At 40.0% G+C, this 24,253-nt stretch carries 17 protein-coding genes; 9 read left to right on the top strand and 8 right to left on the bottom strand.

Annotation, left to right across the window (positions count from 1 at the left end):
* From FCR06_RS25155 to FCR06_RS33000, 6 genes are read left to right on the top strand one after another with little or no spacing between them, the layout of a single operon-like run.
* Window positions 1–3,045, top strand: coding sequence for a DUF1156 domain-containing protein (locus tag FCR06_RS25155; protein ID WP_138504566.1), 3,045 nt, complete (start codon window positions 1–3; stop codon window positions 3,043–3,045).
* Window positions 3,045–3,629, top strand: a complete 585-nt coding sequence (locus tag FCR06_RS25150; protein WP_138504564.1) for a hypothetical protein — start codon at window positions 3,045–3,047, stop codon at window positions 3,627–3,629. The genes FCR06_RS25155 and FCR06_RS25150 overlap by 1 nt, the downstream gene beginning before the upstream one ends.
* A gap of 14 nt (window positions 3,630–3,643) precedes the next feature.
* Window positions 3,644–6,532, top strand: a complete 2,889-nt coding sequence (locus FCR06_RS25145) for an ATP-binding protein (RefSeq protein ID WP_189523574.1) — start codon at window positions 3,644–3,646, stop codon at window positions 6,530–6,532.
* Between the two features lie 23 nt (window positions 6,533–6,555).
* A complete protein-coding gene (locus FCR06_RS25140; RefSeq protein WP_223280281.1) occupies window positions 6,556–7,830 on the top strand; it encodes an McrB family protein in 1,275 nt (424 codons plus the stop codon).
* A gap of 51 nt (window positions 7,831–7,881) precedes the next feature.
* Window positions 7,882–9,555 (top strand): hypothetical protein, encoded by a 1,674-nt coding sequence (locus FCR06_RS25135; RefSeq protein WP_189523573.1) that lies wholly within the window; start codon window positions 7,882–7,884, stop codon window positions 9,553–9,555.
* Window positions 9,556–9,569: 14 nt separating this feature from the next.
* On the top strand, window positions 9,570–10,076 hold the full coding sequence (locus FCR06_RS33000; protein WP_189523572.1) for a hypothetical protein: 507 nt from the start codon (window positions 9,570–9,572) through the stop codon (window positions 10,074–10,076).
* Window positions 10,077–10,337: 261 nt separating this feature from the next.
* Here FCR06_RS33000 and FCR06_RS25130 read toward each other — a convergent pair whose 3' ends face one another.
* Window positions 10,338–10,556: a hypothetical protein gene (locus tag FCR06_RS25130; RefSeq protein WP_138504560.1), complete on the bottom strand. Its 219-nt coding sequence runs from the start codon at window positions 10,554–10,556 to the stop codon at window positions 10,338–10,340.
* A gap of 2 nt (window positions 10,557–10,558) precedes the next feature.
* On the bottom strand, window positions 10,559–10,756 hold the full coding sequence (locus tag FCR06_RS25125; protein WP_138504558.1) for a hypothetical protein: 198 nt from the start codon (window positions 10,754–10,756) through the stop codon (window positions 10,559–10,561).
* A gap of 306 nt (window positions 10,757–11,062) precedes the next feature.
* Here FCR06_RS25125 and FCR06_RS25120 point away from each other — a divergent pair, with 306 nt between their 5' ends.
* Window positions 11,063–11,815, top strand: coding sequence for an antirestriction protein ArdA (locus FCR06_RS25120; RefSeq protein ID WP_138504556.1), 753 nt, complete (start codon window positions 11,063–11,065; stop codon window positions 11,813–11,815).
* Window positions 11,816–11,994: 179 nt separating this feature from the next.
* On the opposite strand, the gene FCR06_RS25115 is transcribed toward FCR06_RS25120, so the two are convergent.
* The 3 genes from FCR06_RS25115 to FCR06_RS25100 form a co-directional block, all read right to left on the bottom strand.
* Window positions 11,995–12,324: a hypothetical protein gene (locus FCR06_RS25115; protein ID WP_138504554.1), complete on the bottom strand. Its 330-nt coding sequence runs from the start codon at window positions 12,322–12,324 to the stop codon at window positions 11,995–11,997.
* Window positions 12,325–12,404: 80 nt separating this feature from the next.
* Window positions 12,405–13,691, bottom strand: a complete 1,287-nt coding sequence (locus FCR06_RS33830) for a hypothetical protein (RefSeq protein ID WP_223280280.1) — start codon at window positions 13,689–13,691, stop codon at window positions 12,405–12,407.
* Window positions 13,684–14,790: a ParM/StbA family protein gene (locus FCR06_RS25100; RefSeq protein WP_138504552.1), complete on the bottom strand. Its 1,107-nt coding sequence runs from the start codon at window positions 14,788–14,790 to the stop codon at window positions 13,684–13,686. Before FCR06_RS25100 ends, FCR06_RS33830 begins: the two co-directional genes overlap by 8 nt.
* Window positions 14,791–15,017: 227 nt before the next feature.
* Between FCR06_RS25100 and FCR06_RS32995 the strand changes: the two genes are divergently transcribed.
* A complete protein-coding gene (locus tag FCR06_RS32995; RefSeq protein ID WP_189523571.1) occupies window positions 15,018–15,179 on the top strand; it encodes a hypothetical protein in 162 nt (53 codons plus the stop codon).
* 485 nt (window positions 15,180–15,664) lie between these two features.
* Entirely contained in the window at window positions 15,665–20,146 is a 4,482-nt protein-coding gene (gene mobF, locus FCR06_RS25090) for a MobF family relaxase (RefSeq protein ID WP_138504550.1), read from the top strand.
* 239 nt (window positions 20,147–20,385) lie between these two features.
* Here the strand turns inward: mobF and FCR06_RS25085 are convergent, their stop codons facing one another.
* The 3 genes from FCR06_RS25085 to FCR06_RS25075 all read right to left on the bottom strand — a co-directional run bounded on the left by FCR06_RS25085 (window position 20,386) and on the right by FCR06_RS25075 (window position 24,253).
* On the bottom strand, window positions 20,386–21,759 hold the full coding sequence (locus tag FCR06_RS25085) for a hypothetical protein (RefSeq protein WP_138504548.1): 1,374 nt from the start codon (window positions 21,757–21,759) through the stop codon (window positions 20,386–20,388).
* Window positions 21,752–22,153, bottom strand: coding sequence for a hypothetical protein (locus FCR06_RS25080; RefSeq protein WP_138504546.1), 402 nt, complete (start codon window positions 22,151–22,153; stop codon window positions 21,752–21,754). Before FCR06_RS25080 ends, FCR06_RS25085 begins: the two co-directional genes overlap by 8 nt.
* A gap of 246 nt (window positions 22,154–22,399) precedes the next feature.
* Window positions 22,400–24,253: a type IV secretory system conjugative DNA transfer family protein gene (locus FCR06_RS25075; protein ID WP_138504544.1), complete on the bottom strand. Its 1,854-nt coding sequence runs from the start codon at window positions 24,251–24,253 to the stop codon at window positions 22,400–22,402.

Below are 24,253 nucleotides of genomic sequence, written 5' to 3'. Positions count from 1 at the left end.
ATGACTAAATACCCTAAACGTCTAATCGAAGTTGATCTACCCATCAAACGAATTTCCGCCCATGCACGACGCGAGAAATCAATTCGACATGGGCATATTTCTACTTTACATATTTGGTGGGCACGACGACCTTTAGCTGCGTGTCGTGCGGTAATATGTGCAGCGTTATGGCCTGACCCAGTTGATGAAAATTGCCCCCAATTATTTCGTGATTTAGCTGCGGATTATATCACTAACTTTGCTAAAAAAGCAGTTACAGATAAAGAATTATCTAAATATTGTTCTACTGATATTTGGACTAAATGGCAGGTTTTAGCTAAAGCAGAAAATAAACTAGATACTAATAATCCTCAACATTTGAATATATTAAGAAATAGCCTACTTGATTTTATTGCTGATTTTGCTAATTGGGATAATTCTACACAATCTGATTATTTAGAAACTAGTCGGAATTTAACTCAATCGTCACACGAATCTTTAGGAGGAATACCGGGAACAAAACCGTTAGTTGTTGACCCGTTTGCTGGTGGTAGTTCTATTCCGTTGGAAGCCTTGCGCGTCGGTGCAGATGCTTTTGCTTCTGATATTAATCCTGTGGCGGTACTGTTAAACAAAGTGGTGTTGGAATATATTCCTAAATATGGGCAAACCTTAGCAGATGAGGTGCAAAAATGGGGACAGTGGGTTAAGGAAGAAGCAGAAAAAGAGTTAGCTGAATTTTATCCAAAAGACCCAGATGGTAGTACACCAATTGCTTATTTATGGGCGAGAACTATTATTTGTGAGGGTCCAGGATGTGGGGCGGAAGTGCCTTTGATAAGGTCGCTTTGGCTGTGTAAAAAAAGTAATCGTTCTATTGGTTTAAGGATAATTACTAAACTAGAAGAGAATCGGGTAGATTTTGAGATTATTGAAAAGCAGAAAAATAAATGGGTAGTTACAGATAAGCCGGAAGTAGAGATAAAAAATCCTAGTTTTGAGGGAACTGTAAAAAGAGGTTCTGCTACTTGTCCCTGTTGTGGTTACACAACTCCTGTGGCTTCTGTCAGAACACAACTTAAATCTCGTCAAGGTGGCAGTAATGATGCCAAATTATTTTGTGTGGTGACAACTAGAACTAGTCAACAAGGAAGATTTTATCGATTACCAAATGAGCAAGATTTAGAAGTAGTGAAAAATGCTCAAAAAGAATTAAATAAACGAGAAAAACAACATAATCAAGCCTTAAGTTTAGTACCTAATGAAGTATTACCTGTCATGAGCGGTGTATTTAATGCACCAATTTATGGGCATAATACATGGGGTAGCCTTTTTACTTCTCGGCAAGCATTAACACTGACAATACTAGTCTCTAAGATACAGAAAATGGTAAATATTTTAGAGATAGATGATAATAATAAGACTTTAGTAACAGCAGTGCAAACTGTTTTGGCTATTTCTATATCCCGTATTGCAGATATTAGCAATAGTTTATGTAGCTGGAAATCATCTATGACTCAAGCTATACATTTATTTACTAGACAGGCAATTCCCATGTTGTGGGATTTTGCTGAGACAAGTCCTCTTTCTGATGCTGCTGGTGATTTAGGGGTTACGTTGTCCAATATGACAAGAATTCTGGAACGAGAATCTAATATTTATTATTCAGGACAAACTGAACTTTCTTCCGCTACAAACCATCCTCTTCCTAATGATTCAGCACAATGTTTTTGTACAGATCCGCCATACTATAATGCTGTACCATATGCTGATTTATCAGATTTTTTCTATGTTTGGTTTAAAAGAACTTTAAATGATATTTATCCAAGCCTATTTGAAACTGATTTATCGCCGAAAGACGATGAAATATGTGAAATGTCAGGATGGGATTCTGTAAGATATCCTCATAAAAATGCTAAATGGTATGAACAAAAAATGGGTTTAGCAATGGCAGAAGGTAAACGCATTCTGTCAAATGAAGGTATAGGTATAGTTGTATTTGCTCATAAATCTACATCTGGTTGGGAAGCACAATTACAAGCGATGGTAAATGCTGGATGGACAATTACAGGTTCATGGGCAATTGATACAGAAATGGGTAATCGTTTAAGAGCGATGAACTCAGCCGCCCTTGCCTCATCCGTCCACCTTGTCTGCCGTCCCCGCAACACCAACGAAATCGGCGACTGGCGCGATGTACTTCAAGAACTTCCCCAACGCATACATGAATGGATGCCCCACCTCGCCGCAGAAGGCGTAGTTGGTGCAGATGCCATCTTTGCCTGCCTTGGCCCCGCTTTAGAAATCTTCTCCCGCTATTCTAGCGTCGAAAAAGCCTCTGGCGAACTTGTCACCCTGAAAGAATACCTAGAATACGTTTGGGCAGCAGTATCCAAAGAAGCCCTAAGCATGATTTTCTCAGATGCAGATGCCACTGGCTTTGAAGAAGATGCCCGCCTCACCGCCATGTGGTTGTGGACACTTTCCACAGATGAAATTGACAACAGCAGCGACACCAGCGAACCCGAAACCGACGACGACGAAGAAACTAGTAGCAAGTCCAGCAAAACCGGGGGTTACGTCCTCGAATTTGATGCAGCCCGGAAAATAGCCCAAGGACTCGGCGCACATTTAGAACAACTCACCCGTTTAGTAGAAGTCAAAGGTGAGAAAGCTCGATTATTACCAGTTGCAGAACGGACTCAATACCTATTTGGTAAAGAAGAATCTAAAGCACCAGCCAACAACAAACGCAAAAACAAAGATGTCCAACAACTAAGTTTATTTGAAATTATTAGTGACAAAGAAGACAATGATACAGATTGGGGTGAAAAAACAGTACCGCAATTAGGGAATACTACATTAGATCGTATTCACCAAAGCATGATTTTATTTGCAGCCGGACGCAGCGAAGCCCTAAAACGTTTCCTAGTAGAGGAAGGGGCAGGAAATGACCAACGCTTTTGGGGACTTGCTCAGGCGCTTTCCGCATTGTACCCCACTGGTACAGATGAAAAACGTTGGGTAGATGGGGTATTAGCTCGCAAAAAAGGGTTAGGGTTCTAATGAGTCAAAGTATAGCCTACCAGTGGCAGACTAAATTCTGGCAAACCCTACAACAGCCTGAAAATGCTGACCCTTTAAAACAAGCTGCCTTAAAAGGACAACTTGGTAAATGGACAACAGCTTTAACAGCTACCGTTGTCTCTACTTCTACAGCAATGGGTTGGCAGTCTTCCGCCAAGGGACATCCACTAGGCTTGTTTCCCGTTTCACCTAGTGAGTACCTAGCTTTAGATGTAATGTCTTTTGCTTCTGGTGAGACTCGCTGGCGGTTCCCTATGGCCGTGATGGAATTAGAGAACAGTAGCGATATTAACCGCAGTGCCTACTCACTATGGAAAGTGCTATGCGTGCGTACAGATTTAAGAATAGTATTTTGCTATCGCCGGAGTGCAGAGGAACGCGCCTCCCTGATTACTTTCCTGCGCGATGAAGTGCTGCAAGCCATAAGTCTAGCCGAAAGAATGAAACTCGACGGTGAAACCCTTGTAGTGGTAGGTAGTCGAGATGATTCTGCCACCTTTCCCTACGGCTTTTTTAAGTGGTGGCAGTTGGAAACAAACACTGGAAAATTCAGCATAATCTAGCAGGTGAATCACGTATGGCAATCAAACCTTGGTACAAAATTGACGGATTAACACCCCGTGAAGACTTGCGGGAAGGTAAACCCCTGGATGCTTCCGAATTTGCTGTTCACCTCGACAAAGTACGAGATAAAACTGCACCTGCTTACTACCAAGATCCAGAACAATTTTTTAATCGTACCTATCTCACCAAATATTTAACAGAGTTTTCCGCCCAAGTAGTCCGTCGTCTCTCCGGTGAAAAAACAGAGACATCTGCCGTGTTTAACTTGGCTACCCAGTTCGGTGGCGGTAAAACCCACGCTCTCACCTTACTTTATCACCTAGCAAAAGGTGGTCCCACTGCTAACAACTGGACTGGTGTACAGAAGATTTTGCAGAAAGGAGGTATTTCCTCTGTTCCAGAAGCAGCAGTAGCCGTGTTTGTGGGTACTGAATTTGATTCCCTTAGAGGACGTGGTGGTGATGATGGTACAAGCCTGCGTAAAACTCCTTGGGGAGAAATTGCTTATCAACTAGGTGGTGAAGCTGCACTGGCTGTATTAGCGGAACACGAAGCAGAGTTTATTGAACCCAAGGGCGACGTGATTAAACAATTTCTGCCCAAGGATAAACCCTGTTTGATATTAATGGATGAAATTATTAATTATGTTAGTACCTATCGTCGCAAGGGTTATCACAACAGTTTATACAATTTCATTCAGGCACTATCAGAAACTGTTAGGGGTTTAGATAATGTAGTGCTAGTAGTTTCCATTCCCGCTTCCGAAATGGACTACACCTCAGATGATGAAGGCGATGAACAACGCTTTAAGAAAATGCTGGATAGGGTGGGTAAACCTATCATAATGTCAGCCGAGGCAGAAACTTCAGAAATTATTCGCCGCCGTCTGTTTGAGTGGGATGCTGGGGCTGTGAGTGCGGATGGCAGAATTCTACTGCCTAAAGATGCGATCGCAACTTGTAACGAATACGCTGATTGGGTATTAGATCACCGCCAGCAGCTTCCCAGTTGGTTTCCCCTCGACAATCCTCGTGAAGCCTTTTATGCTACCTATCCTTTCCACCCGTCAGTGTTATCAGTATTTGAGCGCAAATGGCAAGTTTTACCCCGCTTCCAACGTACTAGGGGAGTGCTGCGGCTGTTGGCCTTATGGGTAGCTAATGCCTACAATGAGGATCATGCCCGCGCCTACCGTGATCCTTTAATTACTTTAGGTACTGCACCATTGCAAGATCCACAATTTCGCGCCGCAGTCTTTGAACAATTAGGAGAAACCAGATTAGAAGGTGCTGTCACAACAGATATTTGTGGTAAAAAAGATTCCCATGCAGTGCGCCTAGATGCGGAAGCTGATGACCAGATTAAAAAAGCAAGACTCCACCGTAAAGTCACAACAACGATATTTTTTGAATCTAACGGCGGCATTCTGCGTGCAGAATCTACTATCCCAGAAATTCGATTAGCAGTAGCAGAGCCATCTTTAGATATTGGCAATGTGGAAACTGTTCTAGAGACACTGGCTACAGACTGTTATTACCTTTCAATCGAAAAAAACAAATATTGCTTTAGTCTGTCACCTAACTTAAATAAAATTCTAGCAGACCGTCGTGCTAATGTTCAATCATCAAGAATTACTGACAGAGTAAAAGCGGAAATACAAAAGGTTTTTACTGGTAATCAAGGAATTCAATTAATTTATTTTCCAGAAAATTCTAATACCATCCCTAATCGGGCTACCCTAATTTTAGCCATATTAGCACCAGAGCATTCTAAGCAAGATAGCCAGACTCTAAAAATGATAGAGTCCATGACACGAGAATGTGGTACATCTGACAGAACATTTAAAAGTGCCATCATTTGGGCAGTTGCTGATACTGATACCAAGCTACGAGAAGAAGCGCGAAAAGTTCTTGCTTGGGAAGATATCCGTGATGAAGAACAAGGATTAGATGATAACCAAGAACGCCAGTTAGAGGAAAATCTGAAAAAATCCCTATCTAACTTAAAAGAAAGTGTGTGGAACGCTTATAAATTTGTTGCGTTACTGGGGAAAGATAACAAAATCCGTGTGATTGATTTTGGTCAAGTTAACTCCAGTCAATCGGACAAATTGGTTAATTTAATTATCAACCGTTTACGCCAAAGTGATGATGTTGTAGAAACTATCATTCCTCGGTTTCTGGTGCGAAATTGGCCGCCAGCATTTACAGAATGGAGTACCAAAGCTGTCCGCGATGCCTTTTTCGCCTCACCAATGTTTCCTAGATTGCTGAATGGGGAAGCTGTGAAAGATGCGATCGCGCGCGGTGTCAAAGATGGAACTTTAGCCTATGTAGGCAAAAGCAGCAATGGTTATGAACCATTCCACTACCAATGCACCTTTAATGCTGCGGATATAGAAATTTCTGAGGATATGTTCATCATTACCCAAGAAACAGCAGAAGCTTACCAAAAAGCTTTAGCTGCAAGTGTTGCTGTCCCTAAAAACCCATCAACACTACCCCAAACAGGGCAAACTGGAACTTACACACCAGCTAATACTAACAGTGGTTCTGCACCTATTACAAACACTGTGGGAGAGAATCCTACATCTTATGTTAGCAATAATACTAATCAGCCCAAAGATGAACTAGAACCAACAGATGAACCTGAGACTATAAACCCAGTTCTATCACCACAATTATTAAGATGGAGTGGTGCAATTACACCGCAAAAATGGATGAACTTTTACACAAAGGTGCTTACCAAGTTCGCTACTAATAAAAACTTAAAATTGGCATTAAAAGTGGAATTTTTAGTTGAGGGAGAAATTACCCAGCAAAAGGTTGAGGAAACTAAAGTTGCGCTTGCTGAATTAGGACTGAATAATGATGTTGAAACTGATATACACGAAGCTCTCTAAAATTTGAATTTTATTTTCATATAATGGATATGCTACCAGATAGAAAAATTACTGAGATTAACCTCAGATTTAATAAATTAGGTTGGGATAAAGAACAAAGAGAGGAATGTTGTAGGGCAAGATATGGTGAAAGCCATTTAACATCACTGTCTAATGAAGAATTAGTAGATTTATTATGTCTTCTAAATAATTCAAATCAAATCTTAGAAAATAAGTTGGATGTAGTCATGAAAAGCCCTATCCAAAAAATATTATTTGGTTGTCCTGGTACTGGTAAAAGCTACAAAATTGAGCATACAATTATTCCCGGTTTAGGAATAAAAAATACTTCTAGTAATGTCATCAAAACAGTATTTCATCCTGAATATACTTATGGTGATTTCATGGGTAAACTAGTCCCTATAACAAAAGATAGAAGAGTAGAATATAATTTTCATCCTGGGCATTTTTTAAGAGCATTAGTTCAAGCTTATAAAAATTTGATTACTGCTTATGATAAGCAGAAGAACGAGATTAATAATCCTCAGAATGTGGTTTTAGTGATTGACGAAATTAATCGTGGTAACTCTTCAGCTATATTCGGCACAGTATTTCAGCTACTAGATAGAGAAATTAAAGCAGAATTCAAAGGATGGTCAAGCTATTCAATTAGTTTAACTGAAATTGAGTTTAATCAATTTAGTTCCATGATAGGTATAAAAGACTATGATAATAAAAACAAATATGAACTAAATCCTTTGACAGATCCTGTTCTTTTAAAAACTTTTGAGGAAAAAATAAAGTTTTTAAATATAGATATAAAAACAATGAAAATTAAAATTCCTTCCAATCTCTCCATTGTAGCAACCATGAATACTTCCGATAATTCTATCTATTTCATGGATAATGCTTTTAAAAGACGTTGGGAATGGGAATATGTAGATTGGGATGAAGATGGTTTTACAATACCCAAAGCAAATTATGGAAATCCCAATGGATGTTTATCTTGGAATGTTGAATGGAAAAGGTTAGTTAAAAATTTAAACCAATTTATTAAAGATAATCACAATTCTATTAGAGGTGGCAGAATTGAAGATATGCAAATTGGCTATCGCTTTATAAATACAGATCCAGAACCAGTAACAGAAAGCCAAATACAAAATAAACTCATGTTTTTTGTTTGGGATAGTATTTTCAATCGAGATAAAAAACCTCTTCGTCAACTTTTAAAACTTAATGAGCAACAACCTCTTGTTACTTTTGGTGATTTTATTAGATACCATAATCAATTTGTTTCCAATTTATTAAATTATCAGTAACAAGCAAGATAAACTTAAATAATAATCTCAATCCAGACAAGGCTTAAAGTTATGTTTGACTTTTCAGCACTAAAATTAGTAGTGGGAGCAAAAGATTCGTTTGTCGGAATACGAAAATCTGAAAATTTAGATATTTATGAATTCTGTTTACCAAAAGGCTTTGAGGATTTTGTAAAATATCAATCTAATTTTAACCAAGTTCGAGATTTCTTCTTCCTAATGTACCGCACATTAAGAAAATTTTCTCAAGATAGCTTATATTCTAGCCGCTTTCAAAATAATGATGCTAAATCTCAGACTTCTCAAGATAAACCTACTCTTTCTTCTAGTGGAATTAGTCTAAAAGCTAATGATGAGGAAGAAGAAGGAAGCAATGATATTTTATTATATAGTAAACTCAACATGATTGAGCGAGTATTAGAAGCTTATGATGATTTAGCAATTTATTCAATCCAGAAGAAAATTAGACGGACAGAAGAAATTGATTATTCTAAAATTCACAAGTATTTAGACCGAGCTATTTACTTAGATTACTCAGATGAAGAACATACTATTTATATTGAAGCAATGGATTTACCTCGGTTGATAATTCATTATGAAAGCACTGATATAATTCATCTTTATTGTTTTATACTTAATGAAATTATTCAACAACTACAAGAAGACGTTCCCGAAAATGTTCAAGATAGAAGTCAAGATATTCGTTTTTTAGGTCAAAGATTTAGAGATGATTATTTAACTAATAATCAGTCTCTATTTGCCCAAGATACTTTTGATGAAACCATTATTATACTTAAAGAAGCCCTTGATAACATAGATAAAAATACTCATTACAAAGATGCTGATTATTGGGGACTATATGAAGCAGTTGAAACTTTTTTATATGGAGAACTTAATCCAGGACAAGAAGACGGTGAATTTTGGGGAATAAAAGGTGAACAAGGTTTCTCTTATCTTTGGGAAGATATGTGCCATACTTATTTCTTTATAAAGAATTTTGACCCCATTCAAAAAGATTTTAAAAATATTTGTTTCGCTGATGCAGATATTATTATAGAGGGCTATATTAATCCTCAAATTAACAGTATAGATAAAAATTATAAAAGACTGGAAACAGAAAAAAATAGAGTTGGAAATCGCAGTAAATCTTTTAGACAGCAAAATTCTCTAGATGAATCTGAAACCCAATGGACATACCAAATGGAGTCTAATATTTACCATCCATATTACAATAGAAATTTGTGGTGGGGTGAATTATTTTGTATTGAATTAGATTTAAATACTGGCTCTCATGGTCTCGATAGTAAAATACAAGGACATTCTTATATTAAGCGTTTACTATATTATCGTCGTTTTCCTCAACCAGATTTAGTTATTGAAGAAGAAATTAATGGACTAAACATCTTAAAATTAATTGATTACAAAAATCATTCTCTTCAATTTTATAAAGATAATTCACGATTGCCTATAGAAAATACTGATGAAAATAAATATATAATTCCTTTAGCAAAGCAGCTTGCCTATGAACTAGCACTGCAACAAAGTTTCCCGGATTACATAATAGATAATATATTTTTTATACCTTTTTATTATCTAACTCCTCCTGAAGATTCTCTAGGTGAAGAAGAACCTAATTTTGAAATTAGKGGTATTAAAATATTTAAAGCTAATTTTTACTTAATACAAGAATATTACTTAAACCCTGTAAATTTAGAAAATAGTTAAGGATATATAACAATATGGACTTGATTGGTGTTAGTGGAAACAGCAAAGAATTTCAAAGTAACTATGTGCCTTTAATTTCATTCAAAACTCAACAAGAAAAAGAAGTTGCAGAAAACTATATTATTAATAAAGTTGAAGAATTCTTCAATGTAATAGGAGAAGTCAATATTTCAAATATTATTAACGCTAAATTTTCCTATTCAAAGAGTATTACAATAGAAGATTTCAGTCCTCGAACCACAAAAATAGAATATTTTTACAAAAATTTATTTTCTGATTTAGAAGAGCGAGACAAGAATGGTAAATTAAAGCTCAAAATTAAGTGGTGCATCACTTTTGATATAAAATTTGCTCCTATTGAAGTTCCTCAGATTCAGATTCCATCATCAGATAGCAAAAGTTATTTATCTCGGCGGTTTGGAACTATAGATATTAGAGGTACACCCGTACTTTACTATATCTATTTTACACTTCAAGAACTTATAGATGTTATTGCTAATAGAACAACCAAAAAGGTGTAAAATATTATTAAAATAATCTTTTCAATTACAAAAGTAGCAACATTTGTTCTATTGATTTTCCGTAAATAGGCACTTAATTTCTTACTTTAGTAGTTACAACTCGCGTGTGAATAGCATTGGAACAAAAATGTACGCTAACGACTGATTCCTGTGATAACGATAAAATTTTTACCTTCTTCAATGCCTCATTCTCATCGATAATTCAAGCTTTGAGCGTATTTTTCCTGTGATAAGAATCTTTATTACAGGAATAGACAGAATTTAGGATGACGGCGCAAGCTCAATTACAGTAGGCATCTTGGGCTTAACGTACATTCCTGTTCCATTGCTACGAAAGGACGCAACCGAGCAATGGCAAGGAATTGAAGAGCCAGTGTTGTAAAATACCCCTGCACCGTCACACCTCACAAGAGAATTACAAATATACAAAGCGATCGCCTCCAACACTGCGCTACGTGCAATCGCTTGAGCAAAATTCACAATCAATCTTCCTGGGAAGCTGAAGCTTGTTCCTTAGCCACAGCCTCAGCAATAACCTGCCGCAACCACTCGGAACGATTGGGCTTGTTTCGCACGTAGGCATCTAAATCTTCTGGGAGCATCACAGATATAGGTTTTGTATCACATTTAACACCTACTCCTTTTGATTTAAAGCGAGTAGCAATATCGTTTCTTGCCATAGTGATTATCCTTTCTTTCTACAACTAGAATAGCAAAACCCACATATATGTGGCAATATATTAGATATTTTTATCATGAAAAACGGCTGAAATTCTTTTCTGTCCCACATATATGTGGGATAATAAAAGAGTAAGAAATAGGATCGGAGCGCCAAAAAGACTCCCGGTAACGGAACCGAACCGAAGCGTGAAATTTAAGATGTAGCGCCAAGTCCAAAACTCTTACATCAAAAACAGAAAAAGCACCCCCGACGACCAATCTAAAGGTGCTTTTTCTGAGTTTCAAGACTAGAAGGATTCTAACACATGAATTTGTTTTCTAACACTCTAATATTTCACTCAGAAGTAGAAGCACAATTAGTTGCTGAACAAGTTTACAACTGCCGCCTTGAAGGTAATATTTTAAGCTGTCCCATTAAGGAACAACGGGCAGTAGATTTAGCAATTAGTCTAGCAGATGTTGCCTTACCAATAGTTGAAGGTGCTAACTGCTTACTTCCATTCCCCAAACATGAGCGCGAATGTCAAGATGATGATGCACCACAGGTCTATGTAGCTTGTTTATCTGCATACAACAATGGCAAATTACACGGAATGTGGATTGACTGTACACAAGATGCAGATGAAATTCAAGACGATATTGAATGGATGTTATCATGGTCGCCCTGTAATAATTATGAAGCCTGTGAGGAGTGGGCAATCCATGATTTTCAAAACTGGTGTGGTATTCACATTGATGAATACGAAAGCATAGAAAAATTAGCCGAACTTGCTCAAATATTATCAGAGCATGGTGCAGCCTACGCCGTTTATTATGAATATGACAGTAGTGAGGCTAATGTAGAAGGTTTTCAAGAACATTACTGGGGTGAGTACGAAAGTGAAGAGGATTTTGTTTATGACCAACTCGAACAACAGGGATTGATTAAAAACTTAGAAGACATGGGTATTCCTAGCTTCTACCTTAATTTGGAAGCAATAGCCCGTGATTGGTTTATTGATTCCTACTATTCAGTAGAGGAAAGTTACAACAAAGTCTACGTTTTCAGCCGTCACTAATAAAATCAATGGGGTAGCTAATAACTACCCCCACACTTTTACAAAATGACTACAACAATTCGGAAGTCGGCAGTAAAAGTATTTCCGAATTCCGACCTCCAAATTTCAACTTCAGCTAACTAGTTGACAAATGAATTTTCATAAAATTCATTTGTCAATATTTAAACCAGTCCGACTAACTAACGTTTACGCTTGGAGTCATTTTGAGATGACTGTTTGATGTAATCACTAGGGATAACTATCTTGGATTTATCCCAGCGCAACAGATAGCAGTAACTTTTAGTGTTAGGGCAGGCTACAAAAGCTGGAAAATTCACACCGAAAGTAAAAGCTAAGGATGTAAAAATTCCAAGCGAAATTAGATAAAGTGACCATCCTGACCACCCAGAGCCAATCCAGCGTGCAAAGTAAATCAAATTGACTTTGAATTGCTGCGATCGCTGACTACGTAGTTTCGCTTGCTTCTGCTGGGCCTCAATCCATTGCTGAGATTCATTGAGTTTGTTCAAAGCTATTTGGGTTGCCCGAAGCTTGGCTTTTTCCTCAATAATTTTGTGCGCTTTGACCTCAATAGTATGCTTTTCCTCATCTATTCTGATCTTGACCCATTCTCCAATGTCGGCGGCAAGCTCATTAAAGGCGGCTGCGGCTGGAATACTGGGGAAATCGGCTTTTTTCCCATGACCTTAGCTCTAAACGCCTCTCGTAGTTGCTGCCATTCCTGTTGAAAAGCAGGTGATTTCATCTCCTCTAATAAAGACTGCAAATACAACTTAGGCAACCCAGCCATATCACCCTTAGCCTTCTGTCGCACCATTTCCCTAATTAACTCTCGCTCCTCCTCGCCCAATAAAGCCGTAGTATCTCCAAGCTGTTGCAGAAGTTCATCTGTATCTACATCTGGTGTCGAGTTATTCAGCCCGAAATGTTGTGCAACCTCCTCAAAGGATTTGTATTGATTTTTGATTAAATCACAAGCCTCAAAGAAGCGATCGCACTCGGCTTGGTTATATTCATCCTGGTCTTGAAGTCCACAAGCCTGCAAAATTGAGAGAGATTCACCTAGCGAAATTTTAGCGCCTACTCGCTCCTTAGCTCTAGACAACAATGCAGAGATATCTAGAGGTTCAGCAGCAGGTTCATTCTTCTCATTTTTAGATTTTTTCCCTCTAGGTTTTGGGCTAGTTTCTGGTTGCTCCTTAACTTCTAATTCTTGTTGAAATAAATCCGTAGCTTGTTGGTAGTCAGAGACACGTTCACTTGTAAAGTATTGACGGACAGTATCAAAACCAGATTGGATCTCTTCATCTGCATATTCATTACAATCGGTAGACAACCCACAGGCGCTGAGAGTCGCATTCACATCTTCCACAGAGAGCGAATAAAGATTTTGCAGAGCTTCTTTGGTGTATGGCATGATTGTTAATTCMTACTTGAATGCTTCTTCTAGTAGCTCGTCATTTTCAAGACTCATTACTGATGTCAAATTTTGCTCACCATCACTTTTTACGTGAGTGGGTACAGATTTTGGTGTAGAAACATCAACATTGGGATCTAGGTCAGCATCTGATTGAGTTGAATTGCCCAGCATCCCCTGATTCCCTAACTCATTTTCCAAACCAAAAGCTTGGGCTAAATAAATAATTTGTTGTTGCAATTGATAGATTGCAGTTCTGGCTTTCAGCTTCAAGTCAGCATCACTGAATCCCCCAGACCACTTACAGGCTAAAGGATACCAAAAAGCCACGAGCGCCCAGGTAATCATATTTTGGCGCGGAAACTCAAGAAACTTATTCTTGGGACTGAGATATTTAATCAGCGTGATATAAGGAGAATTGACACTAATTTGAAAGCGAAAATCGACTTGTTCAGGCATGAGTCGTCATCCTTTCAGAAGTTCCACACAGGTAATAAAAGAGTCCGTAATTATCTGTCAGCCGAAATTCCAATCCATTACGGGACACATCAGCTAAAAAGTTACGGTTGATTTGTGCTTCCAGTTCGTTACACCAGATTTTCTCAGTGTGCGGCAACAGACTATTTAACTCACGAGATAAATAGTGGGCTGTACCACCAGCAAATATCATCTCGTCCACATCAGAGGGGACGCGACTACGTAACCAACTAAAAAGACTAATCCAGTATTCCTCTCGTGCAGTTGCTACTGCTGACCTAATTTGAGAAAGTTCTGTATCTCGTAAACCAGGGTCTTGAACCCGGACTAAGTGAGCTAAAGCCTTAGTGCTGATTTTAGAACCAGCCTTAGAAATAGCCGCCGCCAACTTCAAAGGCTTCTGTCCAGATACCAACCGTTGCACACAGCCAACTAACTTGTTGAATCCTAAATCTTCGGTAACGCCTTGAGAAATCATACCTCTGTCCATAATCAGCAAAGAGATATTGCGATAACCAATCATCACTACCGCGATTTTACGTTCTTTGAGACTGGAACCGGGAGCGCGTCCCCGCGAAATCAAACCAAAACCTTCTGGACGACAGAGGAAAGTTTCCAACTCAAACGAGCGTTCCACACCGCGAAACCGAAAACCAGCCAGAGCTTCAGTTACTAATTGTTCAAATAATTTGCGGTCTTCGTACTCACCGTAAGGCAACAGCACCCCCAAACGGATAGTTGCGCCATTAGAGAGAGAGTTTTTTTGTGCAAGAGCGCCTACAAGAGCCAAAGTCTTGTAAAGAGCCAGTTCAAACTTTGGTTCAGAAAGTTTTAAATCTGCATAGAATCGGTCTTGGGCGAGGAAACCAACAGCCCGATATTGTCCTTTGTACTCAACCCAAGCAGAATTTTCAGCAGCCGGACTACCAACACAGCTTGACTCGTAAGCTATAAGACTAGCTTTAGGAACTTGGGCAACTTCCGGTTCCATCAGTAGTAGTTCCGGGTGGAAGGATTTGAGAGTATAGAAAATCTTGCTCAGGGATGAACCTGGATCAAATGCAATTGTTAAATCTGCCATCGCTATTTGCTTGGCTGAAACCCTTTAATTATTAAACAACAAACTGCCAAAAAAAAGGCAAAATTAAGGAATTTTACAAAAAGGTAAATATAAGGAATTTCAATGGTAAATCAATGGTAAATCAATGGCATTTCAATGGCAAATACAAGGAATAACTCCATCCGATTTCCGTAAAAAATAGGAATTTAGGGAAATTTTCGCTATTCAGGAAAAAATAAGGTAAATCAATGGCATTACCAAGGTATTTGCAAGGTAGTGGTAAGGTAAATATAAGGATTTTAGCTTTGAAAACCCAGTTTTCCAAAGGGATTTCTCCCTCTGGACTCCCTCCAAAAAATTTTCGCACAGTACGCCAAAAAGTTTGTGCAGAAAAATCCAGTTGGATTTAAAATTTGATTATGCAGAAAACCTGTATTAACAAATATTAAGATTTGAATTACTCAGCACTACAGAAAGTAAGTTCAACGCTTATAAAGACCCAAGCGCATCAAATGATGTCGATGTGTTTTTGGGAGAATAGCCATTATTGGAGTAGCTGCCCATCTCCAAGAAAACAAAATTATTCTACTGTAGTGATTCGGGTAGCTTATTTTAAAAAAGTCAATTGGGTAGGTTTTAATTTTTGTAAATACCATGCAGAGGCAGTGGGAATATTCCAAGAACTGCCAAAGAGTGAAAAATTCTTTTATGAGCTAAAACCTAATTGTTATATTTCTTTCAAAGTGTGGTGCGTTGATGGTAAGCACTTTGAGAAGGTAATAAGCGAACTCAACAATTATGTGGATATAGGACTTGAATTTATAATTAGCAGTCCCGATCAAGTACCTGAACTGTTTCAACCACTAAACCTAACCTTTTATGAAAGGAGTGGTCAGTGTTAACAGGCAAGAACTCAGAACCACAACAAGCAGTACATTACTTCATGGAAGGGTATTACCAGGAAGGTACTTCACGCTGGTCTGGGAAAGGTGCGAAAAAATTGGGACTATCTGGAGCAGTTGATAACCAAGAAACATTTTCTAATGTAGTCAATGGGCGATCGCCTGACGGCAGCCAAAACCTCTGTGCTAGAAAGTTAGACTCATCACAACGACGGGCGGCAACTGACTTTACTTTCTCTGCACCAAAGAGTGTCAGTTTACAAGCGTTAGTAGGTGGTGATGAAAGGCTAATTACTGCCCATCAGTTCGCGGTGCAAAAAACCTTAGAACTGATAGAAGAACGCTATAGCTATACCAGAGTAACAACAGACACAAGACGGGAAACTACCAGAACAGGAAATTTAGTAGTCGCGGAGTTTGACCACATTGAAACCAGGGAACTAGACCCGCATCTGCATACTCATGCCCTGGTTATGAACATGACGCAGCTAGACAATGAGGAATGGTACAGTCTCCTGAACGATGAGATTTTCAAAAATAAGAAATTTCTGGGCATGGTGTACCAGAACTACCTAGCAGTGGAGGTACAAAAATTAGGGTATGAGGTGGAAGCTAGGAATCATAGGCAGTTTGAGATTAAAGGTTTTCAGGAAGCGGATTTAAAGGAGTTTTCTAAACGACGACAGCAAATATTAAGTGCAGCAGGTAAAAATGCGACTTGGGCAGAACGCGAAGCAGCTTGGACTGCCACCCGTAACTTGAAGCAGAAAATTAACCCTGTGGAGTTAAAAGCCAAGTGGAGAGAGGAAGCAGCAGCACTGGAAATCAAGTTTGTACAGCCAAGAGAAGCGCAACCAGAACTACAACCCCGGTTAGTGAGCTATGAAAATTTAGAAGATGCGATCGCTCACTGCTCGGAAAGAAATGTCGCTTTCACCCAGGAAGATTTAGAAAAATTCATCCTAAACCAAGGGCTTGCCACGGAAGTTAGTCAGATTGAACCGCTAGTTAAAGCTAACCCGGAATTACTCAGCCTGTCTCAAGAAAACCGCGACTTTACCACCCTGGCAGCAGTTAATCGAGAACTGGCAACCATTAAATTGATGCAGTCTGGGATGGGTAAAGTTAGCCCACTTGCTCACCCAGAAGTAGTTGAAAGCCACCTGGAGAAAACAGCTTTAAACCCAGATCAACGTCGCGCCGTCCTAGAGGCAGCAACCACAACAGACCAATTTATGGCATGGCAAGGGGTAGCTGGTGCTGGTAAAACTTTCGCCCTCAAGGAATTAAAAGCGTTAGCGGAGCTTAACGCAGTTATCGCTGCCGCTTCTGGCCATACCATCAAAGGCTTTGCTCCTAGTTCGATGGGCGCTAAAGTCCTGGGCCAAGAGTTGGATATTCAAGCTGAGACTGTTGCTAGATTATTGGTCTCTGAACCACCCCAAGAGATTGAACCTAATCAAATTTGGATTGTGGACGAAGCAGGCTTACTCAGTGCTAAAGATGCCCTTGCTCTTTTAGAACGCGCAACCCAAGAACAAGCTAGGGTGCTGTTAGTGGGGGACACAAAACAGTTGTCAGCTGTAGAGGCTGGCAATCCCTTCAAGTCTCTACAACAGGCAGGAATTAAAACCAGTCATCTCAACGAATCTTTGAGGCAACGTGCGCCAAAACTGAAACTGGCAGTAGACCTGATTGCTTCTGGCCGTATTGAGGAGGGATTTTCACGCCTCGATGAAAACGGTTGTATCCAGAGTGTAAAAGCAGAATCCAAAATTGAGACGATTGCCCGCGACTATGTAACAGCCACACCAGAACAACGAGCGCGAACTCTGGTACTGGCTGGAACAAATTTTGAGCGTTTGGCAATCACTCAAGCCATTCGGGAGCATTTAAAGGCTGAGGGTAGTTTAGGAACTGCGATCGCCATCACCCAACTGCAAGCCAAAGACTTAACTTCAGTACAAATGCGCTACACCCACAACTTTGAACTGGGTGATATGGTCATGCCCACCCGCAATTACAAGCGCCGGGGGCTGTCCAAGGGCAAACTTTATGAAGTGGTGGATAAGGACAGTGACCAACTAACACTCAAAGCTAGTGATGGTAAGCATTTTCAAGTAGACACGGGATTTAAAAAGGCGGTTTACCAACGTCAACAGATTGAACTTGCCGAGGGCGATCGCCTACGTTGGACGAAAAACGACCGACAATTAGGACGGCGCAACGGTCAAGAGTTTGTAGTTAAAGCCATTGCAGGTTACAACGCGCAAATTCAGTATTTAGAAAGTGGTCAAACTGAATTTATTAACCTGCAACAAGCACAACACCTAGATTATGCGATCGTCAGCACTACATATAGTAGTCAGGGAAAGACGGCTGACCAAGTATTGATTGCTGCTGACAACACCATTGGACAAGAAAGCTTTTACGTTGCGGTCAGCCGTGCTAGGTATGAATTGAAACTCTACACGGAAGATAAAGACAATTTACTAGCCTTGGCGCAGTCGAGTAGGGCTAAAGAAAATGCACTGGTGCTACTGCGACACAAAGAGTTAGAGAAGCAGCACCAATCAAAATTAGAGAAAGAAATGGTTGTAACTGCTCCGATTGTAGCTAAAACATCCACTACAGAGCAGGAAAGTAAAGAAGCGGAGGGGCAGAGGAGCAAAGAGGTGGAGGCAAGGGAGCGGAGGAGCGGGGGAGCAAAGGAGCAATCTTATACTGAGTCCTCCCCTCTGCCCCCCTGCCCTAGACCTCTGCCAAGTTCTTCCCCTCTGCCTCTTGTTTTTAAAACTCTACCGCCGGAAGCACCAAAAACTGTTGTTCCTACTCCCAAACCATTTATTAGAAAACCAGTTCCAAAAACAGCACAGCCAACGGTAGCATTTTGGACTCCTAATAATATTGGTGAAGCCCCAGAAAAACTTGATTCTAAACACTGGCAAGAATTAATACAAGGTAGTGCCATCCACCCCGAAATTGCCAGCCTTAATTTCACTAGCTTGCATCAAACTCTTGATTGGGAGCATGAAGCTTGGGAATACCTCATGTACAGTGATAAACTGCCACGCACTAACACTGGTAGGCTGTCTTCAGGGATCATAAGTAAATATGCTCATATTGAATCAGGCGGCTGGTGGTGTGATGCTGGCGTTAATCCCAACTCCTTCGCCAATCTCCAATCAGGGGATAAACCTGATAGAAAGATATGGGGATGCTACAAACCCAATAACCCCAGAGAAAAAGCTGATAAACCCGGCAAATTCATCAAATATGAACATCCACCACAAACTGAACTCAGTATTTTCTTGCTCGATGTACCTGATGATATTGCTGGGCGTATCTATGAAAAAGCTGGGGTACAACCAACCGATTGCGATCGCCAAAGTGGATTTTGGTATTGTGTTTGGAAGCACAACTTACCAGTCACAATTACTGAAGGAGCAAAGAAAGCAGCCAGTTTGTTGAGCCAGGGTCATGCAGCGATCGGGCTACCGGGAATCTATGCTGGTTATCGCAGTAAAGATGAGTTTGGGGAGCAGACCAAAGCTCGGCTGATGGATGAATTAGCTGTTTTCGCCACTCCAGAACGGCAGATAACTTTCTGCTTTGATTACGAGACACGCCCGGACACTCAGCGAAATATAGAGATTGCTATCTCACGCACTGGTAGATTACTGGAGGAAAGCGGAGCATCTGTCAGTGTGGTGACATTGCCTGGCCCAGATAAAGGCGTTGATGATCTGATTGTGGCTCAGGGGCCACTAGCATACGAAAAGGCGTTTTACGAAGCATCAACCCTCAAAGCATGGCGGGATAACAATAATAAACAACGACACTCACCGCCAGCACCACCTAAAAAGTTGAGTGATATTGAGCGCAAACAACGGCTTCAACAACGTTTTTCTGGTCAAATCTCTCAATTGGCATTTAAGAAGGCGATCGATGCACTGACTGACCGAGAACTATTGTACTTAGAACAAGCGGTCAAGGAATATTTTGCCCAGCCAGTTGCTCAAGTAGCAGCACCTATTGATAAACAGGCTATTGAAAACGAAATTACTCAGCTTGGGCCACAAATTGATAGTTTGTGGTTAGAACACGCTATCCAAGAGAAAACTATCAGAGCAATGGAGCATTTTCCGCTTCATAAGTTGAGTAATAAGTATAACTTGAGACTAGAGCAGCAATTACAAACTATTGGAACTATCAAAGAATTAGTCACGTATCAGCAGCAGCTTCAGTCCAAACTTCAGGAATACGAAACCCAGGTAGAAAATCATCACTCCTGGGAGAACCAACAGCAAACTATTGAAATGAAGACTATGGCTGAAATACTAAACTTTCCTCAATTACAGTCACGACTAACGAGTATTTTGGATGAGATAGAACTTAAACAACAGCAAAGTCAAGCTAAGTTGTCTATTTCTCAGCAGTCATCACCACAACCGCGTCGAGGTTTGAGAAGGTGAATTATGTGCAACCTGAGTTACCCTTAAATCAATGGGGACAAATGATCTGTGAAACTAATCAAACACAGGCGGTTAAACTATATCGAAAAGCATTGCTTTCATCAAAATGGTTAACCGTTTACTGATACAACAAGGAATTGACCCAAATTTACTATGAACTACCCCTGGCTCAAACTTTCGCACAGCCAGAGGTAGTTCATTATCTGAGTTTTATACCTGCACAAGTCAGATAAAACCTATTACCTTCTCAATTTTGTTGACTGTGATTGAGTATTAGTATGTTTTAAATAATCAGAAACTACCTCTCCTACTTCCTCTAACGATTCAACATCATTCTCTGTAGCATTAGCAGTCAAATCACCGTCAACCATCACAGCCCGACCATCTTTAGCTGTAACAGTAATACTATCCCCATTTTGGTAAAAGTTATAATTCTTACTCTCATAACTGCGTGAACCATCAGAATGCTGATCACCAAAAAGACGCAGCATGGAATCTACACCCTTGGCAAGAGCCTTGCCTTTAATATCCATCACGCTGTTAGTAACTTTTTCTACATTCTGCTTCACAGTATGATTAGTTGCTGAGTGTATATCACCAACAGCTTGAGTTATCTGTTTATGGACTGTATTAACTTCCTCTGAAACCTTACTTTGGATAGCACCCATAGCAGCTTGATGACGCTCCATGCCATGCTGAATCTCATCACTGACTAACTGCTTGACTTCACCAATACCATCCTTAACTACACCCACCTGTGATTCAAATTCATTTTTAACAGCTGCAACTTGTGACCTCATCTCAGTTTTAAGAGACTCCATCTGTTGATTCATCTGCTCTTTTAAGGTGGTAATTTGAGTCTCTAATGTAGCTCTGACTTTATCAACTTTGGGAGTAAGGGCAGTTTTTACGTGTTCATAGAGACTTTTGGCAGTGTTCTTAGCCTTAGTCTCAATCGAGTTTATCCAATCATGCAAAGTTGCATTCTTGACCGCAGGATTATTTTGATTATTTATAGCTTCTAGTGCCTTCTGCAATTGCTCAATAGTTTTTTGTTGAGCATCAAAAGCTTGTTTCAGACTAATCAAATCAGTCGATAACTGTTTGGTAACTTCAACGCTTGATTGCTTTTGATTGGCAAAATTATCAATCAAGCTTTGCTGGTCTTGAAGCTTCTGCTGTAAAGCCTCTACCTGCTTTTGTAAATCCTCAATGGTGGAAGATTGTTGTACTGGTTTGGCTGGTTGTTGAGACTGGGATTGATTCTGGCTAATCTGGCTACTTAAACCCAGTTTATCACTTAAAACTTCTCCATCCTTAACATGATAGACCTTATCCTTACCAATCATGATGCGGACAGAACCTTTCAAGTTTTGCGGGTCATTGATAGCCGTCTTGATTTTATCTACCAGTTCTGGAGTCATCAAATTTACGGACATTTCGCCATCAGGATGACCTTTATACTTGGGTTGATTGCCAACGTAAATTGATAAGTCTTTAGTAGTGTCTAACTCTTGAAACTTGCCCTTCTCTAACAGCTTATGCAGAATGTAATTAAGAATTTCTAAATAATCATGTTGCACAACTTTCGCCTCCGATTTTATTTCATCCATGACTTGTGACTCCTACTAAGGAATTAATGAGAGTCGATGGACTGACTAAGACATCTGGTAAAACTACACCTCCTAAACGATTGAGAATTACATCCCCTTCAATTTGGATATAAGCCCATTGGTCATCAATCAGAACTGAAATTGACTTTGTGTTATCAGGTAAGTTGGTCACGTTATAATCTTTTAGCTCTCCATTTACTATGAAAATATGAGGACTTTCTGCATCGCCATAGTAAATTTCAATGAATTCTGGGACATGATTTTCAGGGAACGGTGGTTCATCCCAAAACTCTGCTGCATTGAAGATATCAGTTCGATAAGTGTTAACTAACGAGGCAATATCAAGCGGCAGTTTGCTTARCAATCGCAATTCGTATTCAGATAAATTAGTCACGTTGCTTTGCTCCAAATTCAAGAATTCAAAAATAAATAATTTTAGGAATTTGTAACCCTTTCATCTGAGGGAAAAATTTATCGAAGAAGGCAGTTCTTGCTCCCGAATTTCTCACTCATAGGGTGGGGAGTGTGGGAAGCAGTTTGCGCTCAGGGTAAGCGCCCATTCTCAATTCCTCCTCATTCTCCCCACATCCCCGACACTCTGCGAACTGCGTTCTGCCTTTCTGCGGTCATAAATTACCTCCTAAAGATTTTTCAATCTGTTATTTGCCTCTGCTTTTTTATCAACTAAAGACAATAACATCTCTGCCTCTAAATGCCGGATTTCTAACTCTTCCCCAGATGGTTCACGCAGAGTAGATTGTGAGATAAACTGTTGCTGGAGTCCATACCACTTTTCAATACTTTTCGCCTCCAAGTTAATATCAGATTGTGGAATACGAATTTGCTCTAATAGCGGAATACTTACATCTCTACCAGAGCGAAACCCAGGACTAACAATTACGGCTCTGCCTTCCGGTAAGGTATTAAATTGGTTAACCTCAAATAAATTGCGGGTACTGTTTTGCTCAGAAATTGAGGTACTTGCACCACCTTTACCGCCGGAACTGCGTGAACGTTCTCTGTGCTTGATTTGCTCGTCACCTAAGAAGTTACTAAAACGTTCCGCCGCCACATCATCTTGGGGATTAAAGAAAGCTTTTGTAGCGCAACCGCCAAATATAGCATTGGTAGTTTCTTTGGAATAAGCCTTCTCAAGCTGTGATAAGTTTTGCAATCCCAGTAAACAAATCAAGCCATCTTCACGATTTTGGTTGAGCCAATCAACTAAAGCTGGTAGATATAAAGTAGGTAATTCATCCAGTGCCAAAACTAATGGTTCTGTGCGTTTACCAGCTAAATTTCGAGAACATAAAAGGTGCAAGATAGAAACTAACAAAGGAGCAATTACATCTCGTTTCTCCTTGTCCATACCGAAAACCACCATTTTCCGCCCCTTCAAATCTAAGGGGATATTTGTTTGACCACAGAAGCCAGAAAGGGTAGATGGGGTCATAAAGCGAGTAAATAATCCGCTTGTTGTACCGACAATACTAGCGGCGGTTTCTGGAGAACCGGCTACAGATAGGAATTGGTCAAAGGCAACTTTTACCCAAGGATTTAAAGAAGCTTGTTGAATGCGGTCAATTAATTTAGGCAAACTGAGAATGGCATGGCACATCATAATGTCAGGAAAACAAGTACCCCGCGCCAGCATGAAGATTGCTTGTGCCAGCTGATCCCCTGCATTAGCAAAAAATCCACTATCTAAAGCATCACCACTTGTTAGCTTAAAATTACGATTGAGGACGATCGCTAACTGACGCGCCATCTCTGCATCAGTTTCACTCCGTAGAAAATCTAAGGGATTAGCTACGCAGGATTCAGGAAAACCAGGGGAGAGGATAGAAACCTCATACCCACGCATGGCGGCGTATCCTGCTAGTTTGGGTGCTTGCCCTTTAGCGTCAGATGTAGCCGATTCTTGGTGAGCATACTTAAAATCGTAAAGGATAATTGGTAGTCCCTGGTCGATAGCAGAACGCACCAGAGGGTTAATCATGGAGAAGGTTTTACCAGAACCAGCCCCGCCACAAATTAAAATTCCACGTTGTACATCTGGCAGATAGAGTCTGCTTTTATCTTCTGGAATATTGATAATGCGTTTGTTGTCAACAACCTGAAAAGTAGTACCTTTAGGTGTACCAATGTATAAAGCTACCCTGTTATGTTTGCGTTCAATCAGTTGTTTGCAGGCCAGCTTACGAGCTGCTGTTTTCTCCCTACCTCCTGCCCATCGCGCCCGTGCTAGTTTGTTTGTTGCCCCTCGCCCTTCCATTGCTTTCGCTAACATTAATGCCCCCACACTTACAAGTAATCCCAAACCCATTGGGGAAAAAAAGGCATCCTTAAAATTCTGAGGAACAAGGTTATAAGCTGGGGGGGCAGGGGTCGCCGGGGAGTAAAGAGAGCTATTTCTCAATGGATCTTTCTCCCCCTGCTGCACACCTCCCCCTGCTCTCTTTACTTGTTGGGTAGTTTTGGATATTTCAGCCAT

Origin of the sequence: Nostoc sp. PA-18-2419 (assembly GCF_005869855.1) — a bacterium.
Lineage (GTDB): Bacteria > Cyanobacteriota > Cyanobacteriia > Cyanobacteriales > Nostocaceae > Nostoc.
Note: the sequence above shows the minus strand (reverse complement) of the source record. Positions and strands in the feature narration are given on the sequence as shown.

Excerpts from the sequence above, each read along its gene's own strand:
- FCR06_RS25155 (WP_138504566.1), top strand. The coding sequence starts at position 1 with ATGACTAAATACCCTAAACGTCTAATCGAAGTTGATCTACCCATCAAA.
- FCR06_RS25150 (WP_138504564.1), top strand. The coding sequence starts at position 3,045 with ATGAGTCAAAGTATAGCCTACCAGTGGCAGACTAAATTCTGGCAAACC.
- FCR06_RS25145 (WP_189523574.1), top strand. The coding sequence starts at position 3,644 with ATGGCAATCAAACCTTGGTACAAAATTGACGGATTAACACCCCGTGAA.
- FCR06_RS25140 (WP_223280281.1), top strand. The coding sequence starts at position 6,556 with ATGGATATGCTACCAGATAGAAAAATTACTGAGATTAACCTCAGATTT.
- FCR06_RS33000 (WP_189523572.1), top strand. The coding sequence starts at position 9,570 with ATGGACTTGATTGGTGTTAGTGGAAACAGCAAAGAATTTCAAAGTAAC.
- FCR06_RS25125 (WP_138504558.1), bottom strand. The coding sequence starts at position 10,756 with ATGGCAAGAAACGATATTGCTACTCGCTTTAAATCAAAAGGAGTAGGT.
- FCR06_RS25120 (WP_138504556.1), top strand. The coding sequence starts at position 11,063 with ATGAATTTGTTTTCTAACACTCTAATATTTCACTCAGAAGTAGAAGCA.
- FCR06_RS25100 (WP_138504552.1), bottom strand. The coding sequence starts at position 14,790 with ATGGCAGATTTAACAATTGCATTTGATCCAGGTTCATCCCTGAGCAAG.
- FCR06_RS32995 (WP_189523571.1), top strand. The coding sequence starts at position 15,018 with ATGGCATTACCAAGGTATTTGCAAGGTAGTGGTAAGGTAAATATAAGG.
- FCR06_RS25085 (WP_138504548.1), bottom strand. The coding sequence starts at position 21,759 with ATGGATGAAATAAAATCGGAGGCGAAAGTTGTGCAACATGATTATTTA.
- FCR06_RS25075 (WP_138504544.1), bottom strand. The coding sequence starts at position 24,253 with ATGGCTGAAATATCCAAAACTACCCAACAAGTAAAGAGAGCAGGGGGA.